Source organism: Vibrio anguillarum, assembly GCF_001989995.2.
GTDB lineage: Bacteria > Pseudomonadota > Gammaproteobacteria > Enterobacterales > Vibrionaceae > Vibrio > Vibrio anguillarum.
The window spans coordinates 1-25,589 of the sequence record NZ_JAHGUP010000032.1 but is presented as its reverse complement, the minus strand read 5'-3'; the positions used below and the strand labels follow the sequence as shown (position 1 = coordinate 25,589).

The following is a 25,589-nucleotide window of genomic DNA, read 5'->3' as shown; positions in this document are numbered from 1 at the left end:
TATATTGTTAAAGAGCGTTCCTGTCGAACAAGACCGTTAAGTCCGCGTCGCTAGGGGTGCGAATAATACGCTTTAGCTTTCAAGAGTCAAGAGTTATTTTTAACTATCTTTCTCTTTCAACTAGTAACTCGTTTGTGAGGCTTGCCTCACTCCGTGTTAGTGAGGCGGCATTATAGGGAGGTTTTACAATGTGACAAGTTCTTTTTTAAAATCACCTTTCATTCGCTTAAAAAGCCACCAATGTCGCGTTTTATTGAATAAAACTTCAACATTTGAAGGTTATCACAGCAATTGGTTGGAAAAACACCAAGCATAAACGTAAGATTGATGTGTCTATTTTGTTAATCCTAGACATCCTTCTTCTTTTACTTGATATGTAGTATTCCAATATGAACTCTAATAAATCGATTTTACTGGTTGCATCTCTTGCAATAATAGGCGCAATCCTTTTTTCTCTGGTCGCGCTTTCTCCCGCAATTACTTTTGTTCTTGGTGTTGTCTCTTCCGCTCTTGTTTTTAAATTTTTTGGCAGCAAAACGCTAACCGATGATGAGGAGTCAAAACTCTCAACGAAAACACTGTATGTCGGTAACTTGCCATACAAAGCGAATGAAGCTCATGTTCGTGAACTTTTTGCCAAATATGGAGAGGTCTTTGCCGTACGTTTGATGAAAGATAAGCGAACGGGCAAAAGGCGTGGATTTGGCTTTGTTGTGATGGCTTCTGCAAATGTAGATGGTGCTATTTCAGCTTTGAATGAGAAAGACTATATGCAGCGTACATTGAAAGTACGTGTGGCAAATGATCCTAAACATCCTGATGACGATATGTTTGAACAGGAGTAAAACCTAAGTGAGCTAATCGGCTATTGAGCGCGCTTTCTTCCCAAGGAGGTGCGCTTGATAATATCCTGTGTTGTTTGATTTTGCATTGTGGCTCGCTTTTCACGCCCAATAGCTCTTGCACACGACGAGCAATAGCTTCTCCGGAATCAACTAGCACGACACTCTTCCCTAATACGGCTTGGATCTCTTCTTTTATTAATGGGAAGTGTGTACAGCCAAGGACCGCCACATCAATACGGTTCACCAAAGGGCTAAGAATCTCTTTTAATTCTGCAAGATCGACAGCTTTGCCCCTCAATTTTTCTTCTGCCATATCCACTAAGCGCGTTGACCCTAGCAATTCAACATTCTTGTCAGATGAAAAATCTCGAATCAAATCGTGAGTGTATTGACGAGTGATAGTCGCTGGGGTGGCAATGAGTCCCACGGCTTTATTTGCCAGTGACGAGGCCGGTTTAATCGCAGGGACAACCCCCACAACTGGTACAGCAAGACAAGAACGCAGCTTGGGTAAGACGATGGTGCTTGCGGTATTACAAGCAATAACGACCAAATCAATGCGTTCTTTCACCACGACATCGCTTACCAACCTAACCACACGCTTAATTAACACCTCTTGATTGAGCTCACCATAAGGATAAGCTTCATTGTCAAACAGGTAGATGTAGTTTAATTGTGGTAGTTTGGCTTGGACCTCTTGATAAACCGATAACCCACCAACACCAGAGTCAAAGATAAGCACATTAAGCTGAGACGGTTGCGACACTCTGAGCACCTTATAATGAAAACGTTCCGATCATACTCGCTCTTTATCAATTGGCAATGCTCTTGCTCGGTATCTTTGGTGACAAAAACGTTCCCCCAGTTGGAGATGCGTCAACTCTAACTCCAGTGTTCCACCCAAAAAACAGGGAGCGTCGGTGACCAGTGTATGAAACTCGCCATTTTCGCCACACGGGTCAACCTTTGCTGGTAAAGAATCAATAAACGCTCGTCCATAAGGTTGTCCACAATAGTCTGGCGTGAGGCTGTGACCATCTGTCGTCATCACCATGGTTTGGATGCCGCGATTTATGATCTCTCGCGCAAGAGCGCTACTATCTTCGCCTAACAAGGGCAACACACACTCCCAGCCAGCCGGTTCAATATAGCTTTTGCGATACTGCGCAATACCGTTACAGAACATATCGCCAAAAGCAACGGCGTCTATCTCTAATCCACTTTGTTTTAATGCGCTGATGATGGTCGATTGATAAAGCTCGTTACTTGGAAATACGGCAGGCAGCTCTATTTTGACAACGGGTAATTTTAAAAGTCGTGCTTGTAGCTCAATTACATACAAGGGGGTGGCTTGAAAGGGCACTTCATCTTCGACATAAGTGGTAAAAATGCCCACCACACAATAACGGCTATCTTCCAATAAGCGCTCTAAAGTGAGGGTTGAATCTTTTCCGCTAGACCAACTGACGATAACGTTCTTTTTCATCATCACACTCGCAAAGTAAAAACCGCCCACAGGCGGTTTCAAAAATCAGAATTGGTAAGCAACGTTGAGGTAATAAGCTCGCTCTGGCGCTTTGTAACCAATCGCCGTTTCATACTGCTCGTTAAATACGTTATCGATTCGACTGCGAACAATCAGATCATCATTCATCCAGTAGCCAACCGACATATCCCATAAGTTGGTTGCGGAAATGTAGTCGTCACTCATGGGCGATGCTGTTGGAAGATCAAGCCGTTTGCCTGTGTAAGTATAGGTAGCGTTAAACTCAAACTTACCGAGATTCATTGAGCTGATCCATTTATAATTTTGCTTTGCACGACGTGCCAGTTGGACATCGTTATCATCTTTGTGATCTTTAAACTCAGCCACAACCGTATGGTTAACAGGCCCAGTATCAAAGTTCACATCAAACTCTAAGCCTTTAATCCGAGCATCAGTGTTGTCTGAATACCAGTCACCTGAAGAAGAGGCTGGTTTATACCAAATGATGAGGTTATCCACTTTGTTGTCATAAGCCGACAGATTCCATCTTGCAAACGAATAGACACCCGAGATACCGAGCTCTACATTTTTTGACTCTTCCGGTTGCAAGTCTGGAGTAGTGCTTAAATCTGAATACGTTGGTGCCTTAAAAGCAGTACCGTAAGTAGCGCGCACAAAATGAGCTTCGTTAAGTTGATACCCAGCCGCCACAGACCAAGTTGTATAATTGTCATACTGATCGTATTCGTCATAGCGAATATTGGATTCCAACACCCAGCGATTGACATATAACCGACCAGAAGCGAACGCACCTTTGGTATCTCGGCTTTCACCCGCTAATTTATGAGCACTGCCACGATTTTTCGCGTCATCGGCAAGGCGTTCACGGCGAGCATCAATACCTGCACCGATTTCCGATGTTGATGTCAGTTGGTAGAGATTGGCCCACTGCAGCTGCGTAAGACTGATATTGGCCTTAGTGCTGGCATTTGCCCGACCTTCCGCCAGTGAATAATCTAAGTTCTCAGTTTGCTGGTAGTTCAAACTGACCAAGCTTTTTAACTGTTCATTGTGATAATTCAGTTGGCCAGTAACGCTTTCATTTTGTGAGTAACCCTGTTTAACCGAACCATAAGAGTCATATTGAGCATCACTGTCAAACCAGCTTGCAGAAACATAGCCAAGCCAATGCTTACTTAATTGATGCTCATAACCAGCTATCAGGTTTTGGCTATCAAAACCATATTGGGGACCGTTTCCCGTCTTTTTAATATCATAGCCATCGGTTTGTTCAAAACCTGCCGCTACTTGGATATGCCCTTGTTCGTTCACATCCGCTTTAGCCACTATATCGGCTTTTTTAGACGCAAGGCTGCCAATGCCCAGCGCTAATTGTTTAGCATCATCGCCTCGGTGAGAGCGAGTGATAATATTGATCACACCGCCAATCGCATCAGAACCATAAACTGACGCACTCGGACCACGAATAACCTCTAGGCGTTCCACTAAACCAATCGGAAAACGATTAATCGCCACACCACCTGCAGATGAATTGATACGAATACCATCCACCAATACCAACACATGATCACTGTTCGTTCCGCGCATAAAAATAGACGCATTGTGTCCTCGCCCACCATTTTGGGCGATTTCCACGCCGGGGACTCGGCGTAATACTTCGGTTAATGAGTTGGCTTGATACTGTTCGATCTCTTCACGTGACACAACGGTTACTGAAGAAAGAACTGAGGATTCGATTTGCTCGAAACGGTTAGCCGTCACCACGAGCGACTCTTCAGTGTTTTGAGCATAAGAAGAAAATGAGGCATACGGAAGCAGCGATGCTACAGCCGCCGCTAAAAGGGATTTATTCATATTGTGATCCTAATTCGCGTAAGTCCTACCAAATCAACCAAACGGTGGCATAGATTTGGCTGCTGGCAGGTATTCGGACTTGAGAGCTCTTGACCTACTAACCCGACTTCCCACAGCATTTTCCTGCAGTGTCATATTAGGTGTTCGTTCTCTCTTACCGCTGCGCGTCAGTTCTGGATTCACACCAGATTCCCTTTTCGGCCATCTATACCGCTAGATAGCACCAGCTGAGGGCGATACTATGGCTCTATTGATAATTTGTCTAGTACTGATTGGTGTCAGCTATTTTTGTTAGCTCGCAATTAATGACTAATTCAGGACAAAACTGGACAAGCGCGAGGGATTGAATAAAATCTGCGCTCTTTATTATTTGAATGCACCATACCCAAGCAAAGGTAATACCATGGCGACTCTTGATGTAAACCCACAACACTACCAGCAACAGTTGACGGAAAAGACCGAGCGTCTGACCCAAATGTTCGCACAATACAACATGCCTCAGTTGGAAGTGTTTGAATCACCAGAGCAGCATTACCGTATGCGTGCAGAATTTCGAGTTTGGCACGAAGGTGATGAGCTTTATTACATCATGTTCAACCAAGAAACGCGTGAAAAATACCGCGTTGACCAGTTTCCTGCAGCCAGTCGTTTAATTAATGATTTGATGCCACTTTTGGTCGATGCACTTAAAGGCAGCGACTCACTGCGCCGTAAACTTTTCCAAGTGGATTTTCTCTCCACTCTTAGTGGTGAAGTATTGGTTTCTCTGCTTTATCATCGCCAACTCGATGAAGAATGGATAACCCAAGCAAAAGCATTAAAACAGCGTCTCAATGATGAGGGATTCAACCTCAATTTGATTGGCCGTGCACGTAAAATGAAAGTCGTGCTCGATCGAGATTTTGTGATTGAGAAACTGAACGTACATGGTCAAAGTTACATTTATCAACAAGTGGAAAACAGTTTTACTCAGCCAAACGGTACTGTCGCACAAAAAATGTTGGAATGGGCCGTTGACTGTACGCAAGAGAGCCAAGGCGATTTATTAGAGCTCTACTGTGGGAATGGTAACTTTTCACTGGCATTGGCGAAAAATTTCGAGCGAGTGCTCGCGACCGAATTAGCCAAACCTTCTGTTGATTCCGCGCAATACAACATTGCGGCGAATAAAATAGACAATGTGCAAATCATCCGCATGTCTGCCGAAGAATTTACTCAAGCGATGGAAGGTCAACGTGAGTTTCGCCGTTTGCAACAGGCTGGAGTTGATCTCAAAAGCTATCGTTGCAACACCATTTTTGTTGACCCACCGCGCTCGGGTATGGATATCGATACCTGCAAAATGGTGCAAGGCTACGAGCGGATTGTGTATATCTCCTGCAACCCAGAAACCTTAAAAGAGAATTTAGACACTCTATGTGAAACACACAAAGTGACTCGTTTCGCTCTATTCGACCAATTCCCTTACACCCACCACATGGAAGCAGGTGTGATGCTGGAGAAGATTAAATAAGACTTTCAATCAATATTTAAATTTCGATTTAATCGGCTTTCACGCATTCGTACTGACAACATTACCTATTATGCTGCTCGCTCTGACTAACGGTTTAATCAGGGCGGGCTATAGCACAGGGCGATGCAGAGCCCATACGATAACCGTTGAGATCACCGCTTACCTTCTGCCCCCAGTGCAAAATCTCTGCATACTCACCCAATTCGACAATCAGTAGAGCCTGCCCACCGGTTAATTCAATCAATGGTTATCTGTCATTTTGTCTGACTTTGAAGCAGGAAATTACATCGCATCACAGTGAATCGAGCAAAATAATCGGTGAGCCAAACTAAATGTATGGGAACGTTTACAGATTGATTTCGATATAAACGTCAGACCCGAAGCCAATCTCACCAAGGAAAGTTCATCACTCGCCGTTAAAATTGCTTAAAAGCATATTCCAGAGAGGATGATCACACGAAAGAAGAATAAATCCGTTATTACTATGAAAATGTAAATCCCATCATGGAAACGTTTCCACATTTTATTTACACTGAGTAGCAAGTTAGGACTCAAAAAATAAAACGATTAGCTACTCTATGTATGGCACTGTTTTTTGCCGCGTTAGCATCGATTACCAGAGCAAAAAAGTCATCCATTACGGTATTCACTACCGTAGCGCAACACGGTTAGAAACAAAAAATCAAGTAGGAAAACCATGAAGGCATTTTCAGATATTCTCCAACGACGTGACTGGGAAACCCCACAATCAGTGAATATTCACTGCTTAAAAGCACACAGCCCACTTTCCAGTTACCGAGATATTGACCATGCCCGTGACGGCGTTTACGCCCAACGTCAATCGCTGAATGGCCAATGGAAATTCAAAGTGTTCGACTCGCCAGAACAAGTCGAAGGTGAGTTTATTCAAACCAAATTCAATGACACGAACTGGGATGAAATAACGGTTCCTTCCAACTGGCAGCTACAAGGCTACGACAAACCAATTTACACCAACGTAAAATACCCGTTTGAAGTAAACCCTCCATTCGTGCCCGCCGAAAACCCGACAGGTTGTTACCGCACTACGATTTCCCGCTCAGAAGCCGATCTTGCCAATACCCAGCGCATCATCTTCGATGGTGTAAACTCAGCATTCCACCTATGGTGCAACGGCACTTGGGTGGGATACAGCCAAGATAGCCGCTTGCCTTCCGAATTCGACTTATCGCTCTACCTAGTGGCTGGCGAGAATACACTTGCCGTGATGGTGATGCGTTGGTGTGATGGCAGCTACCTAGAAGACCAAGACATGTGGTGGCTAAGTGGTATTTTTCGCGACGTAACTTTGCTTTCTAAACCGCAACACTGCATTGAAGATGTATTCGTCACGCCAGATTTGGATGCGTGTTATCGCGATGGTTCACTATCAATCGTGACGCACATTTCAGCGCCAGATTGTTACCAAGTGCAAGTGCAGCTCTTTGATGGTGAATGCGCTGTAACTGAACCGCGAATTGATCGCCCGCACAACCGCCGTATTGACGAGCGAGGTACATACGATGACGTGGTATTTCAAACATTGCATGTGCGCGAGCCAAAAAAATGGAGTGCAGAAACCCCCAATCTATACCGTCTAGTCGTTTCCCTATTGGATGAAAATGGCATGTACCTAGAGAGTGAAGCCTATCATGTGGGCTTTCGCAAAGTGGAAATCACTGACGGCCAGTTGAAACTCAACGGCAAGCCTTTGCTGATCCGTGGTGTTAACCGTCATGAGCATCATCCAGAGCTTGGGCATGTGATGACAGAAGAAGACATGATCCGCGACATCTGTTTGATGAAGCAATACAATTTCAACGCGGTACGTACAGCGCACTACCCAAATCATCCTCGTTGGTACGAACTGTGTGACCAATACGGCTTGTACGTGTGTGATGAAGCGAACATCGAAACACATGGCATGCAGCCGATGAATCGCCTTTCGAGCAATCCACAATGGGCGCACGCATACATGAGCCGCTACACCCAAATGGTGATGCGCGATAAAAACCATCCTTCTATTCTCATCTGGTCTTTGGGTAACGAGTCTGGCCACGGCAGCAACCACAATGCGATGTACGCTTGGTCGAAAAACTACGATCCGTCGCGCCCTGTTCAATACGAAGGTGGTGGTGCTAATACCGCAGCAACCGACATCATTGCGCCTATGTACGCCCGTGTGGATACAACGCTCGAAGATGAAGCAGTGCCAAAATGGTCAATCAAAAAATGGATTTCTCTACCCAACGAAACTCGCCCGCTGATCTTATGTGAATACGCCCACGCGATGGGTAACAGTTTGGGGAGTTTTAATGAATATTGGGATGCATTCCGCGAGTTTCCTCGCCTTCAAGGCGGCTTTATCTGGGATTGGGTAGACCAAGGCTTGAGCCAATGGGACGAGAACGGCCAACACTTCTGGGCTTACGGTGGCGATTTTGGCGATAAAATCAATGACCGCCAGTTCTGCATCAACGGGTTGATCTTCCCAGATCGCACTGTGCATCCAACATTGGAAGAAGCCAAATACTGCCAGCGTATGATTCGCGTGTCGCTGCAAGAACAAGTGAAAGGATTCTGTCATCTATTAGTAACTAACGAAAACCTATTTCGTGCAATAGATAACGAGCAATTGAACTGGTCACTTTTAGAAGATGGCAAATTGATTCAATCTGGCTCGGTGGTGCTGAACATCAAAGCCGATAGCCAAGCAACCGTAGAGATTGCTTTGGAATTTACACCTAAAGCAGAAACGCGATACCACTTGAATACTGACATCACCTTAGTGACAGAAACGCTTTGGGCACCCGCGGGACATGTGAGTGCTTCTGAGCAATTTGCGCTACGTAATACCGCAGGTCTCGCCATGCCTAAGTTGGAAACGCAACCAGCCCCAGCAATAAGCCAGCAAAAAGGTATGATCGTAGTCACAAGCTTAGATGAGAAGTATCAATGGTGCTGGGATAGTCAAACAGGCTTGATGATTAATTGGCAAGTCGATGGCAAAACGCAAATGCTGACGGCACCACAAGATAACTTCTTCCGTGCGCCACTGGATAACGATATTGGTGTGAGTGAAGTGGATAACGTAGATCCAAACGCTTGGGTATGTCGTTGGGATATGGCTGGTATTGGCCAATGGAAACGCGAATGTGTCAGTTGCCATAGCGACATTTTAGCGCATGCCGTGCAAGTAACATCAACTTTCGCTTACCACTTCAACGGTGCCGTGCAAGCCATCACCACTTGGACGCATACGCTGAAAAACAGTGGCGAAATGCAGTTGGCCGTTGATGTGACACTTGTCAATGATCTGCCACCTATGCCACGTATCGGCTTGGAGCTGCAATTGCCATTGCATGAGCAGAGTACGCCAATCACTTGGCAAGGTTTAGGTCCGTTTGAGAACTACCCAGACCGCCTATCTTCAGCACGTTTTGGCTTGCACACGCAAACGCTAGAAGAGATGCACACTCCGTACATTTTCCCAGCAGACAGTGGCTTACGTTGTGGTACTCAATGGCTGCAAGTGAACGAACTGGCGATATCTGGCGATTTCCAATTTAGTGTCAGTCAATATACTCAACAGACGCTGGCAAAAGCAAAACACACCTGTGATTTAATGGCAGAAAAAACCATTTATGTGCGCCTAGACCATCAGCACATGGGCGTGGGTGGTGATGATTCTTGGAGCCCTAGTGTGCACAAAGAATTCCAGCTAACTGGCAACAATTACGTTTACCGAATATCGTTCAAAGCAATTTCGCATCGTATTTAAAAACGCACCGATAACGGCTATCGCCACTTACAACGATTACGTGGCAGCGGGATGCATGACGCTACGACAAGAAAACGGCGTCCACATCCCTGTGATATGTCTTTGATAGGCTTGGATGACTGTCACATCGCACGCTATATCTACCTAGTCATTGATGACTTAGTCGGTGCGATGGCGACCAAGAAAACCCAATTTTCTTCCAACCCAGAGTAGCAACAACAGCAGTACGAGAATGGCGAAAAAGTTAGAACCAGAATCTGGATACTGTGCTTTGATAAATGCCGAATGACCAAAAGCACCGACAAAGAAACAGGCAAGCGCTACCAATGGAAGATCTTCCGCCACCGGATGGCGCAAATATTCTTGATACAACGCCTGCACAGAAAGCACTAATGCAATCAATGGGAAAATGGAGAACGGAACTTGGCTAATGGTTACCCAAGACAACAAAGCATCGCCGCACATACCTGCGATGAGCGCTAGCACAAGTGTTTTTCTTTCCGAACCACGATGGGTTGTGTTGTTTTCATTCGACATTACTCTATCCCCCCTTTGAGCCGATTACGTTCACGTTCTTTGCGATACCAAAATGCCCCTTTGGCTAGCATTCGCAACTGCATGATCAAACGTTCAGCAAGCTCATCTCGCTCACGTCGATCTAAATCTAAAGCTTCAGCGCCGGAGCTGAACACCAAAATAACGGAAGCTTCGGCCTGAGTTAATGCCTCGTCACGACCCATGCATGTCGTCATCAAATACTCGGTGAGCTCTGCGGAAAAGTGCTGTATTTCTCGCACTACCGCGGCACGAAACTCGCAAGAAGTACCTGAGCGTTCTCGCAGTAATAAGCGAAACACATTGGGACTACTTTCAATAAATTCCATGAAGGTTTCAACCGACGTGCGGATCACACTGCCCTCTTTGACAATGCGCTGCCGTGCTTGACGCATCAATTGGCGCAGCAGTAAACCGCCTTCATCAACCATGGTTAAACCCAACTCATCCATATCTTTAAAATGTCGATAGAATGAGGTGGGCGCAATCCCCGCCTCGCGGGCCACTTCTCGTAAACTTAAGTTAGAAAAACTCCGATCGGCACTTAATTGGCTAAATGCTGCATCAATCAATGAACGACGTGTTTTTTCTTTTTGTAATGCGCGAATTCCCATCGATTTCATATTAAGTCGCTTCTCTTTTACTATCTGAGCCATACTATAACGTGATTGAGCACGTTGTCTAAGCCACAACATCGCCTCTTTGGACAAAGTGACCAATTAAACAGTCACCTAACCTAATTTCAATCACTCGCCACAGTAAGATGGACAAAGCAATAGCATAAAGTGGCATTTTCACCTCTCGAGCGTGATCCTCTCCACTCTCTGATGGCAACATCGTTTACCGCACTGATGGATCAGTTAAAATCTCGCTACAGCAATGTTAAACAAATACAACAAGGAATAGAGTATGGCGAACCAAAACCACTTCGATGTCATCGTAATTGGTAGCGGCCCGGGCGGAGAAGGCGCCGCAATGGGTTTGACTAAAGCGGGGTTTAATGTCGCCATTATCGAAAAAGAGAGTAGTGTTGGCGGAGGTTGTACCCATTGGGGCACCATTCCCTCCAAGGCGTTACGCCATGCGGTCAGCCGCATCATCGAATTCAACAGTAACCCTCTATTTTGTAAAAACAACACCAGTATTCATCTCACTTTTTCTGATATTTTAGGCCATGCTAAATCTGTGATTGATAAACAGACTCGCTTGCGCCAAGGCTTTTACGATCGCAATCAGTGTACGCTGATTTTTGGTAACGTTAAGTTTACTCACAAAAATACCGTGGCGGTTACGCACGCTGACGGCAGCATCGAAAAATACAGCGCCGACAAATTTGTGATTGCGACTGGCTCACGCCCTTATCAACCTGATGATGTTGATTTTACTCATGAACGAGTTTATGACAGCGATTCGATTCTCTCGCTTAAACACGATCCTCGCCACATCATCATTTATGGCGCAGGCGTCATTGGTTGCGAATACGCTTCGATTTTCCGCGGATTAGGCGTCAAAACCGACCTCATCAATACCCGCGACCGCTTGCTGTCGTTTCTGGATAACGAAACGTCTGATGCACTCTCGTACCATTTTTGGAACAGCGGAATTGTGATTCGTAATGATGAAACCCATGAAAAGATTGAAGGCACTGACGATGGTGTGATCGTTCACTTGCAATCGGGCAAAAAAATGAAAGCCGACTGTATCTTGTATGCCAATGGACGCACGGGCAACACTGACAAATTGAACCTCAAAGCGGTGGGCCTGAATGCCGACTCACGTGGTCAACTGGCTGTCAATCGTAACTATCAAACCTCGGTAGAGCACATCTACGCGGTCGGTGATGTCATTGGCTACCCCAGCCTTGCGAGCGCAGCCTATGATCAAGGTCGATTTGTCGCTCAAGCGATTGCTCATGGTCAAGCGCAAGGGCACTTAATTGATGACATTCCAACTGGGATTTACACCATTCCTGAAATCAGTTCAGTGGGCAAAACAGAGCAAGAACTCACCGCGGCCAAAATTCCGTATGAGGTTGGCCGCTCTTCGTTTAAACACCTCGCACGAGCACAAATTTCTGGCAAAGATATCGGCAGCTTGAAAATTTTGTTTCACCGAGAGACAAAAGAAATTTTAGGTATTCATGTGTTTGGAGAACGCGCGGCTGAAATCATCCATATCGGACAGGCAATTATGGAGCAAAAAGGCGAAGCCAATACCCTCGAATATTTCGTCAATACCACCTTCAATTATCCAACCATGGCCGAAGCCTACCGCGTGGCGGCGTTAAATGGCCTGAATCGATTGTTCTAATCATCGACCTAATTCTGCCTGCTAATGGAAAGAAAGCCGCTAACGAGTGCGGCTTTCTTTTTGGTAACCTAGTGAGTGAAGTGCTTAGGGATAGATTCGGTGATCAAGTGAGAAAAACACCGCGTCGCCATTGTGAGATAAATAGCACACCTAAACTGATGCCGCGCATTGCCATAAAGCTGAGCATCGCCATCCACAGGGCGTGATTACCCAAAGACTGAGCCAGATAAAAAACGCTGAAAAAACTGCACATCGCGACAAACATGCTGTTGCGCATCTCTTTACCTTTGGTCGCGCCGATAAAAATACCATCCAATAAAAAACACCACATCGCGGTTAACGGCATCGCCACAAGCCACGGTAGATAACGGTTAGCCGCTTGCTGAACTGCATTAATATCAGTGATCAGCGTGATCAACGCAGATCCCCACACCGCAAACATCACCGTCAACGCCAAACAGATTAACGCACTCCAGAAAAAACTGCCGATCAGAGCACTTTTGAGCTGCGCCTCACTTTTTGCACCAATCGCTTTGCCAACCATAGCCTCCATCGCATAAGCAAAGCCATCCATACCATAGGAGATCATCATCAAAAAGCTCATTAAGACAGCGTTAGCCGCCACGGTTTGATCGCCAAACGCCGCCCCTTGAAAGGTCATAAAGCTGAACGCCGCCTGCAAACAGAGTGAACGCAGGAAAATATCGCGATTCAATTTCACAAAGCGGCTAAGACCTTGTGTCACTAAAACACCTAGCTGCAGTGGCGAAGGGAGTTGATGCCGCAACCAATAGCGCCAAACACACAGTAAGCCAAAGCTCATGCCCGCATAATCGGCGATAACCGACGCCAGCGCAGCGCCTTCCACTTTCCAGCCGAAACCCAACACAAACAAAATGTCCAACGCGATGTTGGTTAAGTTAGTGATGATTACCATCCACATCGGCGCTTTAGCATTTTGCGTGGCTAACAGCCAGCCGAGCAGTACAAAGTTGGCCAATGCGGCGGGCGCACTCCACGCTCGAATCACAAAATACTGCAACCCATATTGCTTTACTTGCTCACTGGCACTGCTGGCTGAAAAAATCGCATCACCAATCCATCGATGCAGAATCAAAAACAGCAACGCAAATGCCAGTGCCATCAAGAGCCCTTGCAGCAAGACTAACGCCAGTTTTTGTGGCGATTGTTCACCGTATGCTTGCGCCGCAAGGCCTGTGGTCGACATTCTTAAAAAGCCGAGTAACCAGAAAGTGACACTGACTACCGTACCGCCAAGTGCCACACCACCTAAATACCAAGCGTGTTCCAGATGACCAATCACCGCCGCATCAACTAAGCCTAACAGCGGTACGGTAATATTGGACAGCACCATAGGTATCGCCAGTAGCAATACTTGTCGGTGTACGGAACGATTCGATAACGTTTGTAAAATAGAGTGCGACACGTTGACCTCTCATGGGTGAGAGCAAAGTGTAGCGGAGTGATAGGAGGACGGCTAGCGGTTACTCACCAACGGACATAAACTAAAACGGGTGTTAAGCGCAGCTTGTAAACCATCACCTTACTTAACCAACGTTGCCATAATTTCCAACGGCCACAATGTTGATCGAGCGGTGAAAACGTTTTTGCCGACGAAGCCCAAGGCAAGACATTGAGTACCGCTTCGGTTGGGTTAGCAAAACCATGTCCGTAATGGCCTGAGCCCATTTTCTGACCTAAAGTGGAAGCAGTTTTGTCTCCAGCCAGCATTAAACAAGCCGCCGCATTAGAAAAATGCAAACCCAATGCGCGGATAAAATAGGTGAGTTGCTGCGCCGTACAATCTAATAACGCATGCTCACAAACGATTAAAACGGCTGAGGATTCCGCAATAGGCAATGCATCCAACCACTGAAGATCATCGACACTGCCACACACATGTTGATAACGCTCACTGCGATGAAACAATTTCTGCCGCCACAGCAGGTTTTCGGTGATATCGAGCTCTATCCAATGGCAACGCCCGTTGTCTACCCGATAAAAACGGGTATCTAACCCAGCACCGACATTAATGATCCATCCATCAGGGTTACGCTCAATAAACGCGCGCACTTGTTGATCGCACAATTGCGTTAAGGTGGCATGCAGCAATTGTTTTTGATCGATATCACCGCTTAAACATTCGGGGGCTAAGTGACAGCTCTGGCAGGCCTTTGCAGCGATCGGATCATACACTAACCCGTTATCAACCAAACTTTCGCGGCTACGAAACCACAACGGTTGAACTAAATTGGTTGGAATATGATGACGTGGGGTTAGTGAATGTTTATCGGTAGGCATTACCATCTTCCTTATGTCGCAACTCGATGTAACAACAAAGAAGATGATAATGAATATCAGTTAGAATAACAAGTTATTGAGAATGGATCTCAATAATAAATTACATCCAATCGGTATTGCGAATAATGCCGACGGCCACACCTTCAATGGTGAGCTGCTGAGATTTAAGATCCACTTCAATCGGTGAGAACGCTTCATTCTCTGCGTGCAATAACACGGTAGAGCCTTTGCGTTCTAGACGTTTTACCGTCACATCATCTTCAACACGCGCCACCACCACTTGCCCATTACGCACATCTTGTGTTTTATGCACTGCGAGTAAGTCACCGTCCATAATGCCAATATCTTTCATACTTTCGCCTTGCACACGCAGTAAGAAATCCGCTTGAGGGCGAAACATATTGGGATCCACTTGGTAATGCGCTTCGACATGCTCTTGCGCCAAAATAGGCTCTCCCGCCGCGACTCGACCAATTAAAGGCAGGCCAAGATCTTCTGGCTCATTGGCAGCTTCAAGTAAGATACGCAACCCACGAGAGGCACCCGGAATAATTTCAATCGCTTGTTTACGAGCCAGTGCTTTTAAATGCTCTTCTGCGGCATTGGCGGAACGAAAACCCAGCTCGCGTGCGATTTCAGCGCGAGTCGGTGGCATTCCGGTTTCGTCGATCTTACTGCGGATAAGATCAAATACTTGTTGCTGGCGGGGCGTTAACGGCTTCATATCTCACCTGTCTGTTTATACAGTTAACTGTGAGTATATCCAGTAATCGAATAAATGGAAGAGCGGACGCTTATTTTTTGGCTATTTACAAAAAATGCCGCAATCGACCGATAAATACCTCACCGATTCACTCACCGCGCTCGCAAGTGATGCTGTTTTACTAAACAATAATGATTAAAAGGTTTGACCAGTTTCTGGTATCCTTGCGGCTCAAAAATAGCTAGCCGCTTCGGCGCATATCGATTTCTCTGAGTATCAACTCACAGGGAAATGGACATGCGCTTAAGCATATTGAAATATTCTTGAGGCGACGACCTTTATGTCTTCTGGACACTCATTATCTCGTTCACTACTAAAATTACCTTTGTCTGCGTTGGTCAAAGGCACGGCGATCCCTTCTAATCCAATAGAAGACCACGGCATTGATATTCACAAGCCGATTGTTTACGCCTTACCTTTTCGCTCAAGTGTTGATTTGCTCACCTTGCAAACTCACGCCAAAGAACTGGGTTTACCTGATCCGCTGCAACCACTTGAGCTAAACGGCAAAAGTTTTGCCCGTTATGTTTTCATCTCGGCGCGCCCAACCTTGATGCGCAATGATCAGCACGTTCCTAGTGACTCTATCGCTCTTTTTTCTGAACTGCTTGAGCTACATAAGTTTGATACGGAATTGGACGTTCAAATGATCCCAGCGACGGTGCTTTGGGGACGTAAACCAGGTAAAGAGGGGCAAGAGAAACCCTATCTCCAAGCCTTAAATGGCCCACAAAAAGCACTCGCGGTAATTTTTGCTGGACGCGATTGCATGGTGCGCTTTAGCCCCGTCGTTTCACTGCGCTATATGGCTGATTCACACGGCACCGACGAATCTATCGCGCATAAATTGGCACGAGTGGCTCGTATTCATTTCTCTCGCCAAAAGCTGGCAGCTTCTGGGCCAAATTTGCCCAATCGCCAAGCGCTGTTTAACCGCCTAATTAAATCACAAGCGATTGAAAAAGCGATTGAAGATCAAGCGAAAGCCAACAATATCTCCCTCGAAAAAGCGCGCAAAGAAGCGCATGACATCATGGATGAGATTGCCGCTGATTTCTCTTACTCCTTAATCAAGAAAGGAGAACGCATACTGGGCTGGTTATGGAACCGCATTTACCAAGGGCTTAATATAAATAATGCCGCCACCGTACGTCGCCTTGCGCAAGATGGACACGAGATTGTCTATGTCCCTTGCCACCGCAGCCATATGGATTATCTCTTACTTTCTTATGTGCTGTATCGCGAAGGTATGGTGCCACCGCATATTGCTGCCGGAATCAACTTGAACTTTTTCCCAGCAGGTCCGATTTTCCGCCGTGGCGGCGCATTCTTCATTCGTCGCAGCTTTAAAGGCAATAAGCTCTATTCGACCATTTTCCGCGAATATCTGGCCGAGCTATTTGCCAAAGGCTATTCAGTTGAATATTTTAGCGAAGGTGGCCGCTCACGCACTGGCCGTTTACTGCCAGCGAAAACAGGCATGCTGGCGATGACCATCCAAGCCATGTTGCGCGGCCTTAACCGCCCGGTGACCCTCGTTCCAGTTTATATCGGTTATGAACATGTGATGGAAGTAAGCACTTACGCCAAAGAGCTACGCGGCAAAAGCAAAGAGAAAGAAAATGCGGGTTTAGTGCTGCGCACGATTCGCAAGCTGCGTAATTTTGGCCAAGGCTATGTCAATTTCGGCGAACCGATCCCGTTGAACCAATACCTTAACGAGCAAGTGCCAGAATGGACGCAAGATATTGACCCTATGGGCAGCACCAAGCCGCAGTGGATCAACCCTATTGTTAACCAACTGGCCACCAAGATGATGACGCACATTAACGATGCGGCGGCGGCCAATGCCTTAACTTTGTGTGCCACCGCGTTACTTGCTTCACGCCAAAGCGCACTGGCTCGTGACAATTTGGTTAAGCAAATCGACTGCTATTTATCGCTACTAAATAACGTGCGCTACTCAGCAACCTGCACTGTGCCTAAAGCCAATGCGGAAGAACTGGTTAACCACGCACAGTCGCTCGACAAGTTTGTAATTGAATCCGATACCATGGGTGAGATTATTTCCCTTGATCGCAATCAATCGATTTTGATGACCTACTATCGCAATAACATCATTCATCTGTTTGCCATTCCCTCGCTGATTGCGCAGATGTTGATCCGCCAGCAAACGCTATCACTAGAGCAGATAACCGCCAATGTGGCACTGATTTATCCCTTCTTAAAGCAGGAGCTATTTTTAAGCTTTGCGCAAGATGAACTCGCAGATGTAGTCAACGCTTACGTTAACGAACTGCAACGTCAACAATTAGTAACGCTAGAAGAGGGTGTCGTGGCTATTAATCAAGCCAAAACACAAGTGTTGATGCTGCTCGGTCGTACCATTTCAGAAACCCTACAACGCTACGCGATTGCTCTCAATCTATTGGTTGCCAACCCTGAAGTGGGCAAATCTGATTTAGAGCAAAAAAGCCAAGAAATTGCACAACGTCTTGGCCGTTTGCATGGCATCAATGCCCCTGAGTTTTTTGATAAAGGGGTATTCTCCGCCATGTTTGTCACGCTCAAAGAGCAGGGCTATTTGGATGTTGATGGCAATTGCCATTTAGAACCAACCGTTCAGCTAGCACGCCTACTTTACTCGATGCTCTATCCTGAAATTCGCTTAACCATTCAAGAAAGTCTCTGCCAAGCGAACTAATCGGTCGTAAGAAACAGTAAAGGCATCCCAATGGATGCCTTTACTTTATTCGTGAAGTACTTACAAAAACTAGTGAACTACTTACCAAAACGCAAAAAGCAGGCCCAACGTTAACACCATGCCAACGTGATTGTTATTGAGAAAAGCTTGGAAGCATAAATCACGATCACGATGACGAATTAAACGCTGCTGATAAACAAACAGAGCCGCTGCAGCCAATACTGACCAATAAAAACTCGCCCCTAACTGATAATAGCCACCAAGTGCGATCATCAACGCCAGTACCAATAACTGTAAAATGCCGATGATGATTTTATCAAAACGACCAAATAAAATAGCGGTCGATTTGACTCCGATATTGATATCGTCATCACGATCAACCATCGCATACTGCGTATCATACGCCACAGTCCACAACGCATTGATCAAAAATAGCCCCCACATCACCGCTGGCAATTCGTTGGCTTGCGCCGCCCATGCCATCGGAATAGACCAACTAAAGGCCAGCCCTAATACCAACTGCGGAAGGTGTGTATAACGTTTCATGAACGGATAAACAAACGCTAATGCGATACCAACAAAGGAGAGCTGAACCGTGAGTGGATTCATGGTCAAAACCAGCAGGAAAGAAGTGATACCTAGCGTTAAAAACAGTGCAATCGCCTCTTTGGTTGTCACTCGCCCGGCAGGCAAAGGCCGCTGTTTGGTTCGTTTAACATGTCCATCGACTCTGCGATCAGCAAAATCGTTGATCACGCAACCCGCTGAGCGCATCAACAACACCCCCAACACGAATACCAATAATACTTTAGGATCGGGGAAACCTTGCGCGGCTAAAATCAATGCCCATAAGGTTGGCCACAACAATAGCAAAGAACCAATTGGCCGATCCATGCGCATCAGTTGCCAATAAGCACGCGCCTTAACCAAAGTCATGACACTCTCTCCTTAGAGTAAATCGGTGAAAAGGGTAAAAACAGCTCCGCAACTAACATCGGTTTATTATTCATCCATAATCGTGAACGGCGTGCAAGCAACGGCCCCTCTTCCATCATTGCCCAGCCCACTTGTAGTGCGTCACGCTTAACGTGCTCAGCACGAAAAACCGTTAACCCAAGCGGGATATCACCTTGGCGCGCTAAGTCATATTGCTGACCCAGCATCGAAGATTGAGGAATTAAAGTACGGCCTAAAACCCATGGCTGTTGATCACCACGCAGCACAACCTGACGTAACAAACAGGCTTCATCAGATAACAGAGCCATCTCATCGCCCTGTAATTTTTCTGCCTCAACGAGCTTATTGTGCAGTAGTTCAACGCTCAGTTGCTGACACTGCGCCTCTAACACGCGAGATAATGATCCTTGCTCTAAAAGCCAAGACTGAGAAACCTGATCAGGAAAAGAAAAAACGTCAGGTTGTTGCCAAATTACTTCTCGCAAAGCAGACAGATAGAGCGAAATTGATTGATTCATACTAGTATTCAATTAGTGGCTTTATCAACATACAATAAAGGTCCATTTTTGGTTAACACAACCATAAAAAGCGCTCACTCACAGAATCCCTCGGTTGGAGGTTAAAAACCCGCTTGTAAAAACGGGAAGCGACAACTGCGGTATATTCCAAACAACGAGATAAGCATTTTGATTACAATCCGATGCTCTATTGTAACAAGACTCAAGCGATTCGAGTATCGTGAACCAACTAAAGAAAAGATAGAAATATGCTTAAACGTTATGTAGCCCAAATAATTATCGCTCTAAGCTTGTTTTGTGCGTTACCAAGTTATGCACAAGATGAAAAAGCGCCTAGGCTGGCGTACTTTACCTTAGAGCCGGATCTCACCACCAACTTTTTCACTAAAGGAAATAAGTTAGGTTACATCCAAGTTCGTATCGACGTGATGGTATCCAGCGACGCCGATTTACCCGCCGTTGAACGGCACCAACCACTGATTCGTGATGCCATCGTCGAGCTACTCGGTAAACAGACCGAAGAGACGATAAAATCACTCGCAGGTCGGGAAGATTTAAGAAAAACGTTGGTCACAGAGCTCAACGCGGTGTTACTGCCTGAAATAGGCCGAACCATTATTGCTGACCTACTGTTTACTAAATACATCTATCAATAGAGCAGCAATTGTCGCTCTATTGATGTTTTTGCTTAACGAGTTCGATGACGGCTGGCGTCATTTAATCCAAAGGCGATTCCTGCAAATAGACCCGCTAAATGCGCGCTGTTGGCAATCGCCATAAAGGGTTGCACAAAGCCGAGCACCAACCACACCAGCATGAAACCGATCACGGGTTTGGGCATTTGCAAGCCAAGATGAGGGGCTTTCCAACCAAGCATCCATAGATAACCGACCAACGCATAGACCACACCCGATAAACCACCAAAATTGGCTCCTTCAACCCAGTACTGAGCCGCACCGGACAACAGTGCTGACACTAAAAATAGCTGTCCAAGTTTGAATGAGCCAAGCCGTTTTTCAACATCGCCCCCCAACTGCCACCACCATAACAAGTTAAAGACGATGTGCAGCACAGAGAAATGAAGTAAAGCATGACTAAACCAGCGCCAAATCTGCCATTGCTGCCCAGCCAAAGCAGGAAAATGTAATGCAGAAAATACTTGATTGGCTAGCCCAAACTGCTGCAATGCAAAGATAATGGCGCATGCCATCATCACGCCCAGTGTTAAAGGCCCAGCTTTGGCTTTGAGCATCGCCAACATGCTCGGTGAACGATATTGAAAGTGACTTTTGCGGCTTTCAGCCACATCCCATGAAGCGGCTTGATACTTTCTGTCATTTGGATTGTGCAGAAAATGGTTGAGTTCCGCTTCGGCTTCAATCTGATGTTGCTCATCAAGTAACCATAACGCAAATTGACCACTCCCTTCCGGCATCATTTGAATCTCAATTTCACGAGAGGCCATGTAATCAATAAAGGCTTGCGCCATTCTTGGGTTATTGAGCGTGATCAGTCTTAACATAAGTCATCCTAATTGCTGGTTACGGGCAAGCCTGCACGATGCCAAGCTTCGAATCCACCATCCACACTATACACCTGTTCAAAACCTTGGTTAATCAGATACTGTGCAGCACCTTGGCTGCTAATACCGTGATAACACATCACTAAAATGGGTTGGTCAAATTCGCTTTTTTCCATAAATGAAACCATGCTGTCGTTGGTTAAGTGGAATGCGCCATTTGCATGTGCAACCGCAAAAGATTGCGCATCACGAATATCCACTAATTGCGCATCATGTTGTTCCATTAAAGCTTGTGCTGCTTGAGCATTGATATGTTGAAACTGATCCATCGCTTCCTCTGATTGGTTTTATTTTTGGCGTTTGATTGTAACCTATCCCAAGGCAATCAAGTACACGGCCTTTATAAGGTTATCCACCACTGATCACTTTTTCGCCGTTTGTGGATAATCTTGTGGATTGCGTTGATAAAGTAGTAAATGAGAAATAGATCCACAACATGTAGTGATGATCCTTACTTTTCTGTGTGTAACACAATACATATCCCCAAATATAAAACGGTGTTCAAGCCTTGATTTAACCGACTTGATGACAGCTCACGAATAATTTTGTCACAGAGTTATCCACAATCAGCGCGCTGAAAATTTGATCACTTAAAGTGATCAAAAATAAAAAAACCGAGATCGTAAGATCTCGGTTTTTAATGCACTTCACAATGAGTCAGTGATTAGAACTCGCCGACAGCATCCTTTAGCTTCTTCATTGCATTTTTTTCTAGCTGACGAATACGCTCAGCTGAGACACCATACTCTTCCGCTAACTCTTGTAGCGTAGCTTTTTGATCATCCAACCAACGAGAGCGCACAATATGTTTACTGCGTTCATCTAAGCTAGCCAACGCCAAGCTTAAACGATTGTTGGTGTGATGCTCCCAATTCGCCGCTTCAATGTTATCCGCAAGATCCGAATGCTTATCTTCGAGATAAAGCACAGGTGCCGTGTAAGAAGAGCTCGAATCATCGTCTTCCGCCGACATTTCAAAGGTGGCATCTTGCGCGGCTAAGCGTGATTCCATTTCTCGCACTTCAGCTGGGTCAACGCCCAACTCACGGGCAACCGCTTCCACTTCACCGCTATTAAACCAGCCTAAACGCTTTTTCGATTTGCGTAGGTTGAAGAATAGCTTACGTTGCGCTTTCGTGGTCGCTATTTTTACAATGCGCCAGTTGCGTAACACATATTCGTGAATTTCAGCTTTGATCCAGTGCACAGCAAAGGAAACCAGTCTCACCCCAACTTCTGGGTTGAAACGCTTCACCGCTTTCATTAAGCCAATATTGCCTTCCTGAACTAAATCCGCCATGGGCAGGCCATAACCAGAATAGCCACGAGCAACGTGAACAACGAATCGAAGGTGCGATAAGATCAACCCTTTCGCCGCTTCAATTTCACCTTTGTAATGTAATCGCTCTGCGAGTGACCGCTCTTCTTCCGCGCTCAGCATTGGGTAGCTGTTCACTGAACGAATGTAGCTGTCTAAGCTGTCTTGTGAAACGAGAGCCATTTGATACGTTTGGTTTGTCATTCAATTCCTCATCAATTTCTGATCTGGAGTAATGGATGTTTTTAACCCGACAATCTTGAACCTAAAATGAACAAGATTCAAGCAAGGGGAAACTATTATGCATAAACAAGTCGCCTATACAAGTGCTGTGGCTAAAGCTAGCCAACAGTTATTGCCTACATATGACAATATTCAACTAAACTGGTTCAATTTCTTTTAAATGACGCTGCGCAGATACTTTTGCCGCTACGCATCCTAAGAAAGTACCGAGCATCAACAGCAGTAAGGATTCATCCCAACTTAGGCCAATAAGACGAAAACGGCTGTCATACAGTAGGGCAAGATCTTCAACGGCACCGTTCAATAAAATAGTCACAAAAGCGGTTAACAGCCAAGCGGCGAATGCGCCCAACAAGCCAAACCACATGCCAGCATAGAGATAAGGGCGCAAAATGTAGCGATCGGTGGCACCGATCAATTTCATGGTTTGGATCTCTTCTTTATTGGCTTGTACGTTAAAGCGCAAGGTGTTGCCCACAATCAGAAATACAGCGCCCAACATCAATACCGATAAACTCGCGACAATGATCGCCGCTAAAGTTCGAATGGCGTTTAACCTAGCAAGCCAATCTTCATCCAAGCGTACATCCGTGACGTCTTGTTCTGCTTGTATTTTTTTCGCCAGCGCTTTGATTTGCTCTTGCTGCTCAACCTGCGGGGTAACAATAAGCACGCCAGGTAAAGCGTAATCATCCAATAAACTAATGGCTTGTTCAAACCCGGCGTATTGACTCAGGTCATCCAATCCTTGCTGCGGTGAGATGTACTCCACGCTGGCGACATCGGCCAAACTTTCTAGCTCATCTTTCAACACCATAATTCGTGCTTCAGGTGTGCGCTCATGTAGATAGACACTGATCTGAGCAGGGCTGGTGACATTATTGGCTACAGACGCGATATTTTTGCTCAGCAGGTACATACAGGCTGGCATCGCAAGCGCCATCGAAATAACGGCGAGCGTTAAAATATTGCCGAGTGGGCGTGACCATAAACTTGAAAATGAGGCCTTGGCCTGCTTAAAGTGGATGGCTAAAAAACTATCGGTTTTGGCCCGTTTCGGTTCACGTGCTTTCGCGTTCCTTTTATTCGACGACTTAACGGCCATAGTCTTCTACCTCGCTTAAAAAACCTTGGTTAAGTTCTAAATGACGATATTGAGGACGCGTGTTGACTAAGCTGATGTCGTGCGTCGCAAGCAAAATAGAGACTCCGGCACGGTTAAACTCTTCAAACAGTTTAAGCACACGGTTAGAAAGCTCTGGGTCTAAGTTACCCGTAGGCTCATCGGCCAGCAGTAAGGTAGGTCGGTTCACGACCGCTCTTGCGATACCCACTCGTTGCTGCTCACCTCCAGAAAGTTGGCTCGGTAAACAGCGTGCTTTGTCTAATAGATCAGTTTTATCCAGCGCGGCTGAGACGCGACGCTTAATTTCATTTTCTGAAATCGATTCAATGCGCATTGGCAATGCCACATTGTCGTAAACCGTTCTGTCCATCAGCAGGCGATGATCTTGAAACACAATGCCGATGTTGCGGCGTAAAAAGGGAATATCTTGATTGGGAATACGCGTAATATCGTGACCGTTAAAGCTGATGCGCCCATCGGTTGGACGCTCAATCGCACAGATTAACTTCAACAAGGTACTTTTACCGGCTCCGGAGTGCCCACCCAAAAACGCCATTTCTCCTCGGCGTAGGTGAAAGTCGACCTTTTGCAGCGCCTGACGGCCTCCGCGATACGCTTTGCTGACTTGTTGAAACTTAATCACTCGCTATTCCTCTCACCAGTCTCCATTGGATGATGAGGTGCTCATTGAGCACCCACGCACACTTACTCTTCGCGGCTAAACAGAGCTTCAATAAATTGCTGCGTTTCAAACGGACGTAAATCGTCAATCCCTTCACCAACCCCAATAAAGCGGATCGGAATTTCAAACTGATCGGCCAGCGCAAAAATAACGCCGCCTTTCGCCGTGCCATCCAGCTTGGTTAAGGTGATCCCAGTCACCGGGGCCACTTCACTAAAGAGTTTGGCTTGGCTGATGGCGTTTTGCCCAGTAGCGGCATCTAACGTCAGCATCACTTCATGCGGCGCTGATTGATCAATTTTTTTCATGACGCGCACAATTTTACGCAACTCTTCCATGAGGTTGCTCTTGTTTTGCAAGCGACCAGCGGTATCGGCAATCACCACATCCACGCCACGTGCTTTGGCGGCCTCAATCGCATCATAAATCACTGATGCGCTGTCTGCGCCAGTGTGCTGGGCAATTACTGGTACGTTGTTACGCTCGCCCCACACCTGCAACTGCTCAACAGCCGCAGCACGAAAAGTATCGCCCGCCGCTAAGATCACTTTTTTACCTTGAGCTTGAAACTGTTTGGCCAACTTACCTATCGTGGTCGTTTTGCCTACACCGTTGACGCCGACCATTAAAATAACGTAGGGCGTTTTTTGGCTATCGATCACTAACGGTTGCTCTACTTTAGCCAAAATGTCGGCCATTTCGTCTTTCAGTAAACCGTAGAGTGCCTCTCCATCTTTCAACGCGTGGCGAGAGGCTTTTTCTGTCAGATTGCTGATGATTTTGAGTGTGGTTTCCATCCCAACATCGGCAATCAGCAGTTGCTCTTCCAACTCTTCAAACAGCTCATCATCAATTTTCTTGCCTTTAAACAGGCCAAAGAAACCCGCACCAATATTGGCTTTGGTTCGGCTAAGGCTGCGTTTTAAGCGTGCGAAAAAACTCTCGCTGGGTTTTTCTTGCTCTTGAATTCGTGCTTCTGCTTCTGCTTCTG

General features: G+C 46.0%; 23 protein-coding genes, 1 pseudogene and 1 riboswitch. Of the genes and pseudogenes, 7 read left to right on the top strand and 17 right to left on the bottom strand.

Going from position 1 to position 25,589, the window contains the following annotated elements:
- Positions 1-389 precede the first annotated feature (389 nt).
- A complete protein-coding gene (locus tag PL85_RS09415) occupies positions 390-845 on the top strand; it encodes an RNA recognition motif domain-containing protein (RefSeq protein WP_017044858.1) in 456 nt (151 codons plus the stop codon).
- Here PL85_RS09415 and murI read toward each other — a convergent pair.
- Genes murI through PL85_RS09400 form a run of 3 tightly spaced genes read right to left on the bottom strand, consistent with a single transcriptional unit; the run spans position 808 to position 4,206 of the window.
- Positions 808-1,611, bottom strand: a complete 804-nt coding sequence (gene murI, locus PL85_RS09410; protein WP_026027136.1) for a glutamate racemase — start codon at positions 1,609-1,611, stop codon at positions 808-810. The two genes, PL85_RS09415 and murI, sit on opposite strands and share 38 nt — an antisense overlap.
- A 30-nt stretch (positions 1,612-1,641) precedes the next feature.
- The gene (locus PL85_RS09405; RefSeq protein ID WP_049785465.1) at positions 1,642-2,331 is read right to left on the bottom strand and encodes a Dph6-related ATP pyrophosphatase; all 690 of its coding nucleotides are present in this window, start codon (positions 2,329-2,331) and stop codon (positions 1,642-1,644) included.
- A gap of 45 nt (positions 2,332-2,376) precedes the next feature.
- On the bottom strand, positions 2,377-4,206 hold the full coding sequence (locus PL85_RS09400; protein ID WP_115339436.1) for a TonB-dependent receptor domain-containing protein: 1,830 nt from the start codon (positions 4,204-4,206) through the stop codon (positions 2,377-2,379).
- Positions 4,207-4,253: 47 nt separating this feature from the next.
- Positions 4,254-4,449: riboswitch (cobalamin riboswitch) on the bottom strand.
- Positions 4,450-4,609: 160 nt separating this feature from the next.
- Here PL85_RS09400 and trmA point away from each other — a divergent pair.
- A complete protein-coding gene (gene trmA / locus PL85_RS09395) occupies positions 4,610-5,719 on the top strand; it encodes a tRNA (uridine(54)-C5)-methyltransferase TrmA (RefSeq protein WP_088728551.1) in 1,110 nt (369 codons plus the stop codon).
- Positions 5,720-5,813: 94 nt separating this feature from the next.
- Here trmA and PL85_RS09390 read toward each other — a convergent pair whose 3' ends face one another.
- A complete protein-coding gene (locus PL85_RS09390) occupies positions 5,814-5,963 on the bottom strand; it encodes a hypothetical protein (RefSeq protein ID WP_234912779.1) in 150 nt (49 codons plus the stop codon).
- Positions 5,964-6,416: 453 nt separating this feature from the next.
- Here PL85_RS09390 and PL85_RS09385 point away from each other — a divergent pair, with 453 nt between their 5' ends.
- Both PL85_RS09385 and PL85_RS18830 read left to right on the top strand, forming a co-directional pair.
- Entirely contained in the window at positions 6,417-9,518 is a 3,102-nt protein-coding gene (locus PL85_RS09385; protein WP_115339435.1) for a beta-galactosidase, read from the top strand.
- Positions 9,508-9,662: pseudogene (locus PL85_RS18830) on the top strand (substrate-binding domain-containing protein); the annotation flags it as partial. The gene PL85_RS09385 and the pseudogene PL85_RS18830, both read left to right, overlap by 11 nt.
- A gap of 15 nt (positions 9,663-9,677) precedes the next feature.
- Here PL85_RS18830 and PL85_RS09380 read toward each other — a convergent pair.
- Both PL85_RS09380 and fabR read right to left on the bottom strand, forming a co-directional pair.
- A complete protein-coding gene (locus PL85_RS09380; RefSeq protein WP_013855478.1) occupies positions 9,678-10,055 on the bottom strand; it encodes a YijD family membrane protein in 378 nt (125 codons plus the stop codon).
- Positions 10,055-10,696: an HTH-type transcriptional repressor FabR gene (gene fabR / locus PL85_RS09375; protein WP_115339903.1), complete on the bottom strand. Its 642-nt coding sequence runs from the start codon at positions 10,694-10,696 to the stop codon at positions 10,055-10,057. The genes PL85_RS09380 and fabR overlap by 1 nt, the downstream gene beginning before the upstream one ends.
- Before the next feature lie 286 nt (positions 10,697-10,982).
- Here fabR and sthA point away from each other — a divergent pair, with 286 nt between their 5' ends.
- Positions 10,983-12,383, top strand: a complete 1,401-nt coding sequence (gene sthA, locus PL85_RS09370; protein ID WP_115339434.1) for a Si-specific NAD(P)(+) transhydrogenase — start codon at positions 10,983-10,985, stop codon at positions 12,381-12,383.
- A 103-nt stretch (positions 12,384-12,486) separates the two neighbouring features.
- Here the strand turns inward: sthA and dinF are convergent, their stop codons facing one another.
- The 3 genes from dinF to lexA form a co-directional block, all read right to left on the bottom strand.
- The gene (gene dinF / locus PL85_RS09365; RefSeq protein WP_088728538.1) at positions 12,487-13,830 is read right to left on the bottom strand and encodes an MATE family efflux transporter DinF; all 1,344 of its coding nucleotides are present in this window, start codon (positions 13,828-13,830) and stop codon (positions 12,487-12,489) included.
- Positions 13,831-13,892: 62 nt separating this feature from the next.
- The gene (locus tag PL85_RS09360) at positions 13,893-14,711 is read right to left on the bottom strand and encodes a class I SAM-dependent methyltransferase (protein ID WP_088728537.1); all 819 of its coding nucleotides are present in this window, start codon (positions 14,709-14,711) and stop codon (positions 13,893-13,895) included.
- A gap of 94 nt (positions 14,712-14,805) precedes the next feature.
- Positions 14,806-15,429, bottom strand: coding sequence for a transcriptional repressor LexA (gene lexA, locus PL85_RS09355; protein ID WP_026028591.1), 624 nt, complete (start codon positions 15,427-15,429; stop codon positions 14,806-14,808).
- Between the two features lie 319 nt (positions 15,430-15,748).
- On the opposite strand from lexA, the gene plsB reads away from it, so the two are divergent.
- Positions 15,749-18,172, top strand: coding sequence for a glycerol-3-phosphate 1-O-acyltransferase PlsB (plsB, locus tag PL85_RS09350; protein WP_088728536.1), 2,424 nt, complete (start codon positions 15,749-15,751; stop codon positions 18,170-18,172).
- Positions 18,173-18,253: 81 nt separating this feature from the next.
- Here the strand turns inward: plsB and ubiA are convergent, their stop codons facing one another.
- Positions 18,254-19,108 carry a 4-hydroxybenzoate octaprenyltransferase gene (gene ubiA / locus PL85_RS09345; RefSeq protein ID WP_115339433.1) on the bottom strand — a complete coding sequence of 285 codons (855 nt, stop codon included), beginning with the start codon at positions 19,106-19,108 and terminating at the stop codon, positions 18,254-18,256.
- Positions 19,105-19,659 (bottom strand): chorismate lyase, encoded by a 555-nt coding sequence (locus PL85_RS09340; protein ID WP_013855487.1) that lies wholly within the window; start codon positions 19,657-19,659, stop codon positions 19,105-19,107. Before PL85_RS09340 ends, ubiA begins: the two co-directional genes overlap by 4 nt.
- A 236-nt stretch (positions 19,660-19,895) precedes the next feature.
- Here PL85_RS09340 and PL85_RS09335 point away from each other — a divergent pair, with 236 nt between their 5' ends.
- Positions 19,896-20,303 (top strand): flagellar basal body-associated protein FliL, encoded by a 408-nt coding sequence (locus tag PL85_RS09335; protein ID WP_013855488.1) that lies wholly within the window; start codon positions 19,896-19,898, stop codon positions 20,301-20,303.
- A 32-nt stretch (positions 20,304-20,335) separates the two neighbouring features.
- On the opposite strand, the gene glpG is transcribed toward PL85_RS09335, so the two are convergent.
- The 6 genes from glpG to ftsY form a co-directional block, all read right to left on the bottom strand.
- The gene (glpG, locus tag PL85_RS09330; RefSeq protein WP_094123607.1) at positions 20,336-21,169 is read right to left on the bottom strand and encodes a rhomboid family intramembrane serine protease GlpG; all 834 of its coding nucleotides are present in this window, start codon (positions 21,167-21,169) and stop codon (positions 20,336-20,338) included.
- 8 nt (positions 21,170-21,177) lie between these two features.
- Positions 21,178-21,498 (bottom strand): thiosulfate sulfurtransferase GlpE, encoded by a 321-nt coding sequence (glpE, locus tag PL85_RS09325; protein ID WP_010316900.1) that lies wholly within the window; start codon positions 21,496-21,498, stop codon positions 21,178-21,180.
- Between the two features lie 395 nt (positions 21,499-21,893).
- Positions 21,894-22,751, bottom strand: coding sequence for an RNA polymerase sigma factor RpoH (gene rpoH / locus PL85_RS09320; RefSeq protein ID WP_013855491.1), 858 nt, complete (start codon positions 22,749-22,751; stop codon positions 21,894-21,896).
- Positions 22,752-22,926: 175 nt separating this feature from the next.
- The gene (gene ftsX, locus PL85_RS09315; protein WP_013855492.1) at positions 22,927-23,895 is read right to left on the bottom strand and encodes a permease-like cell division protein FtsX; all 969 of its coding nucleotides are present in this window, start codon (positions 23,893-23,895) and stop codon (positions 22,927-22,929) included.
- On the bottom strand, positions 23,885-24,559 hold the full coding sequence (gene ftsE, locus PL85_RS09310) for a cell division ATP-binding protein FtsE (RefSeq protein ID WP_010316903.1): 675 nt from the start codon (positions 24,557-24,559) through the stop codon (positions 23,885-23,887). The genes ftsX and ftsE overlap by 11 nt, the downstream gene beginning before the upstream one ends.
- Positions 24,560-24,621: 62 nt before the next feature.
- Positions 24,622-25,589 (bottom strand): signal recognition particle-docking protein FtsY (gene ftsY, locus PL85_RS09305; protein ID WP_208895723.1); only part of this gene is annotated, 968 nt, incomplete at its 5' end.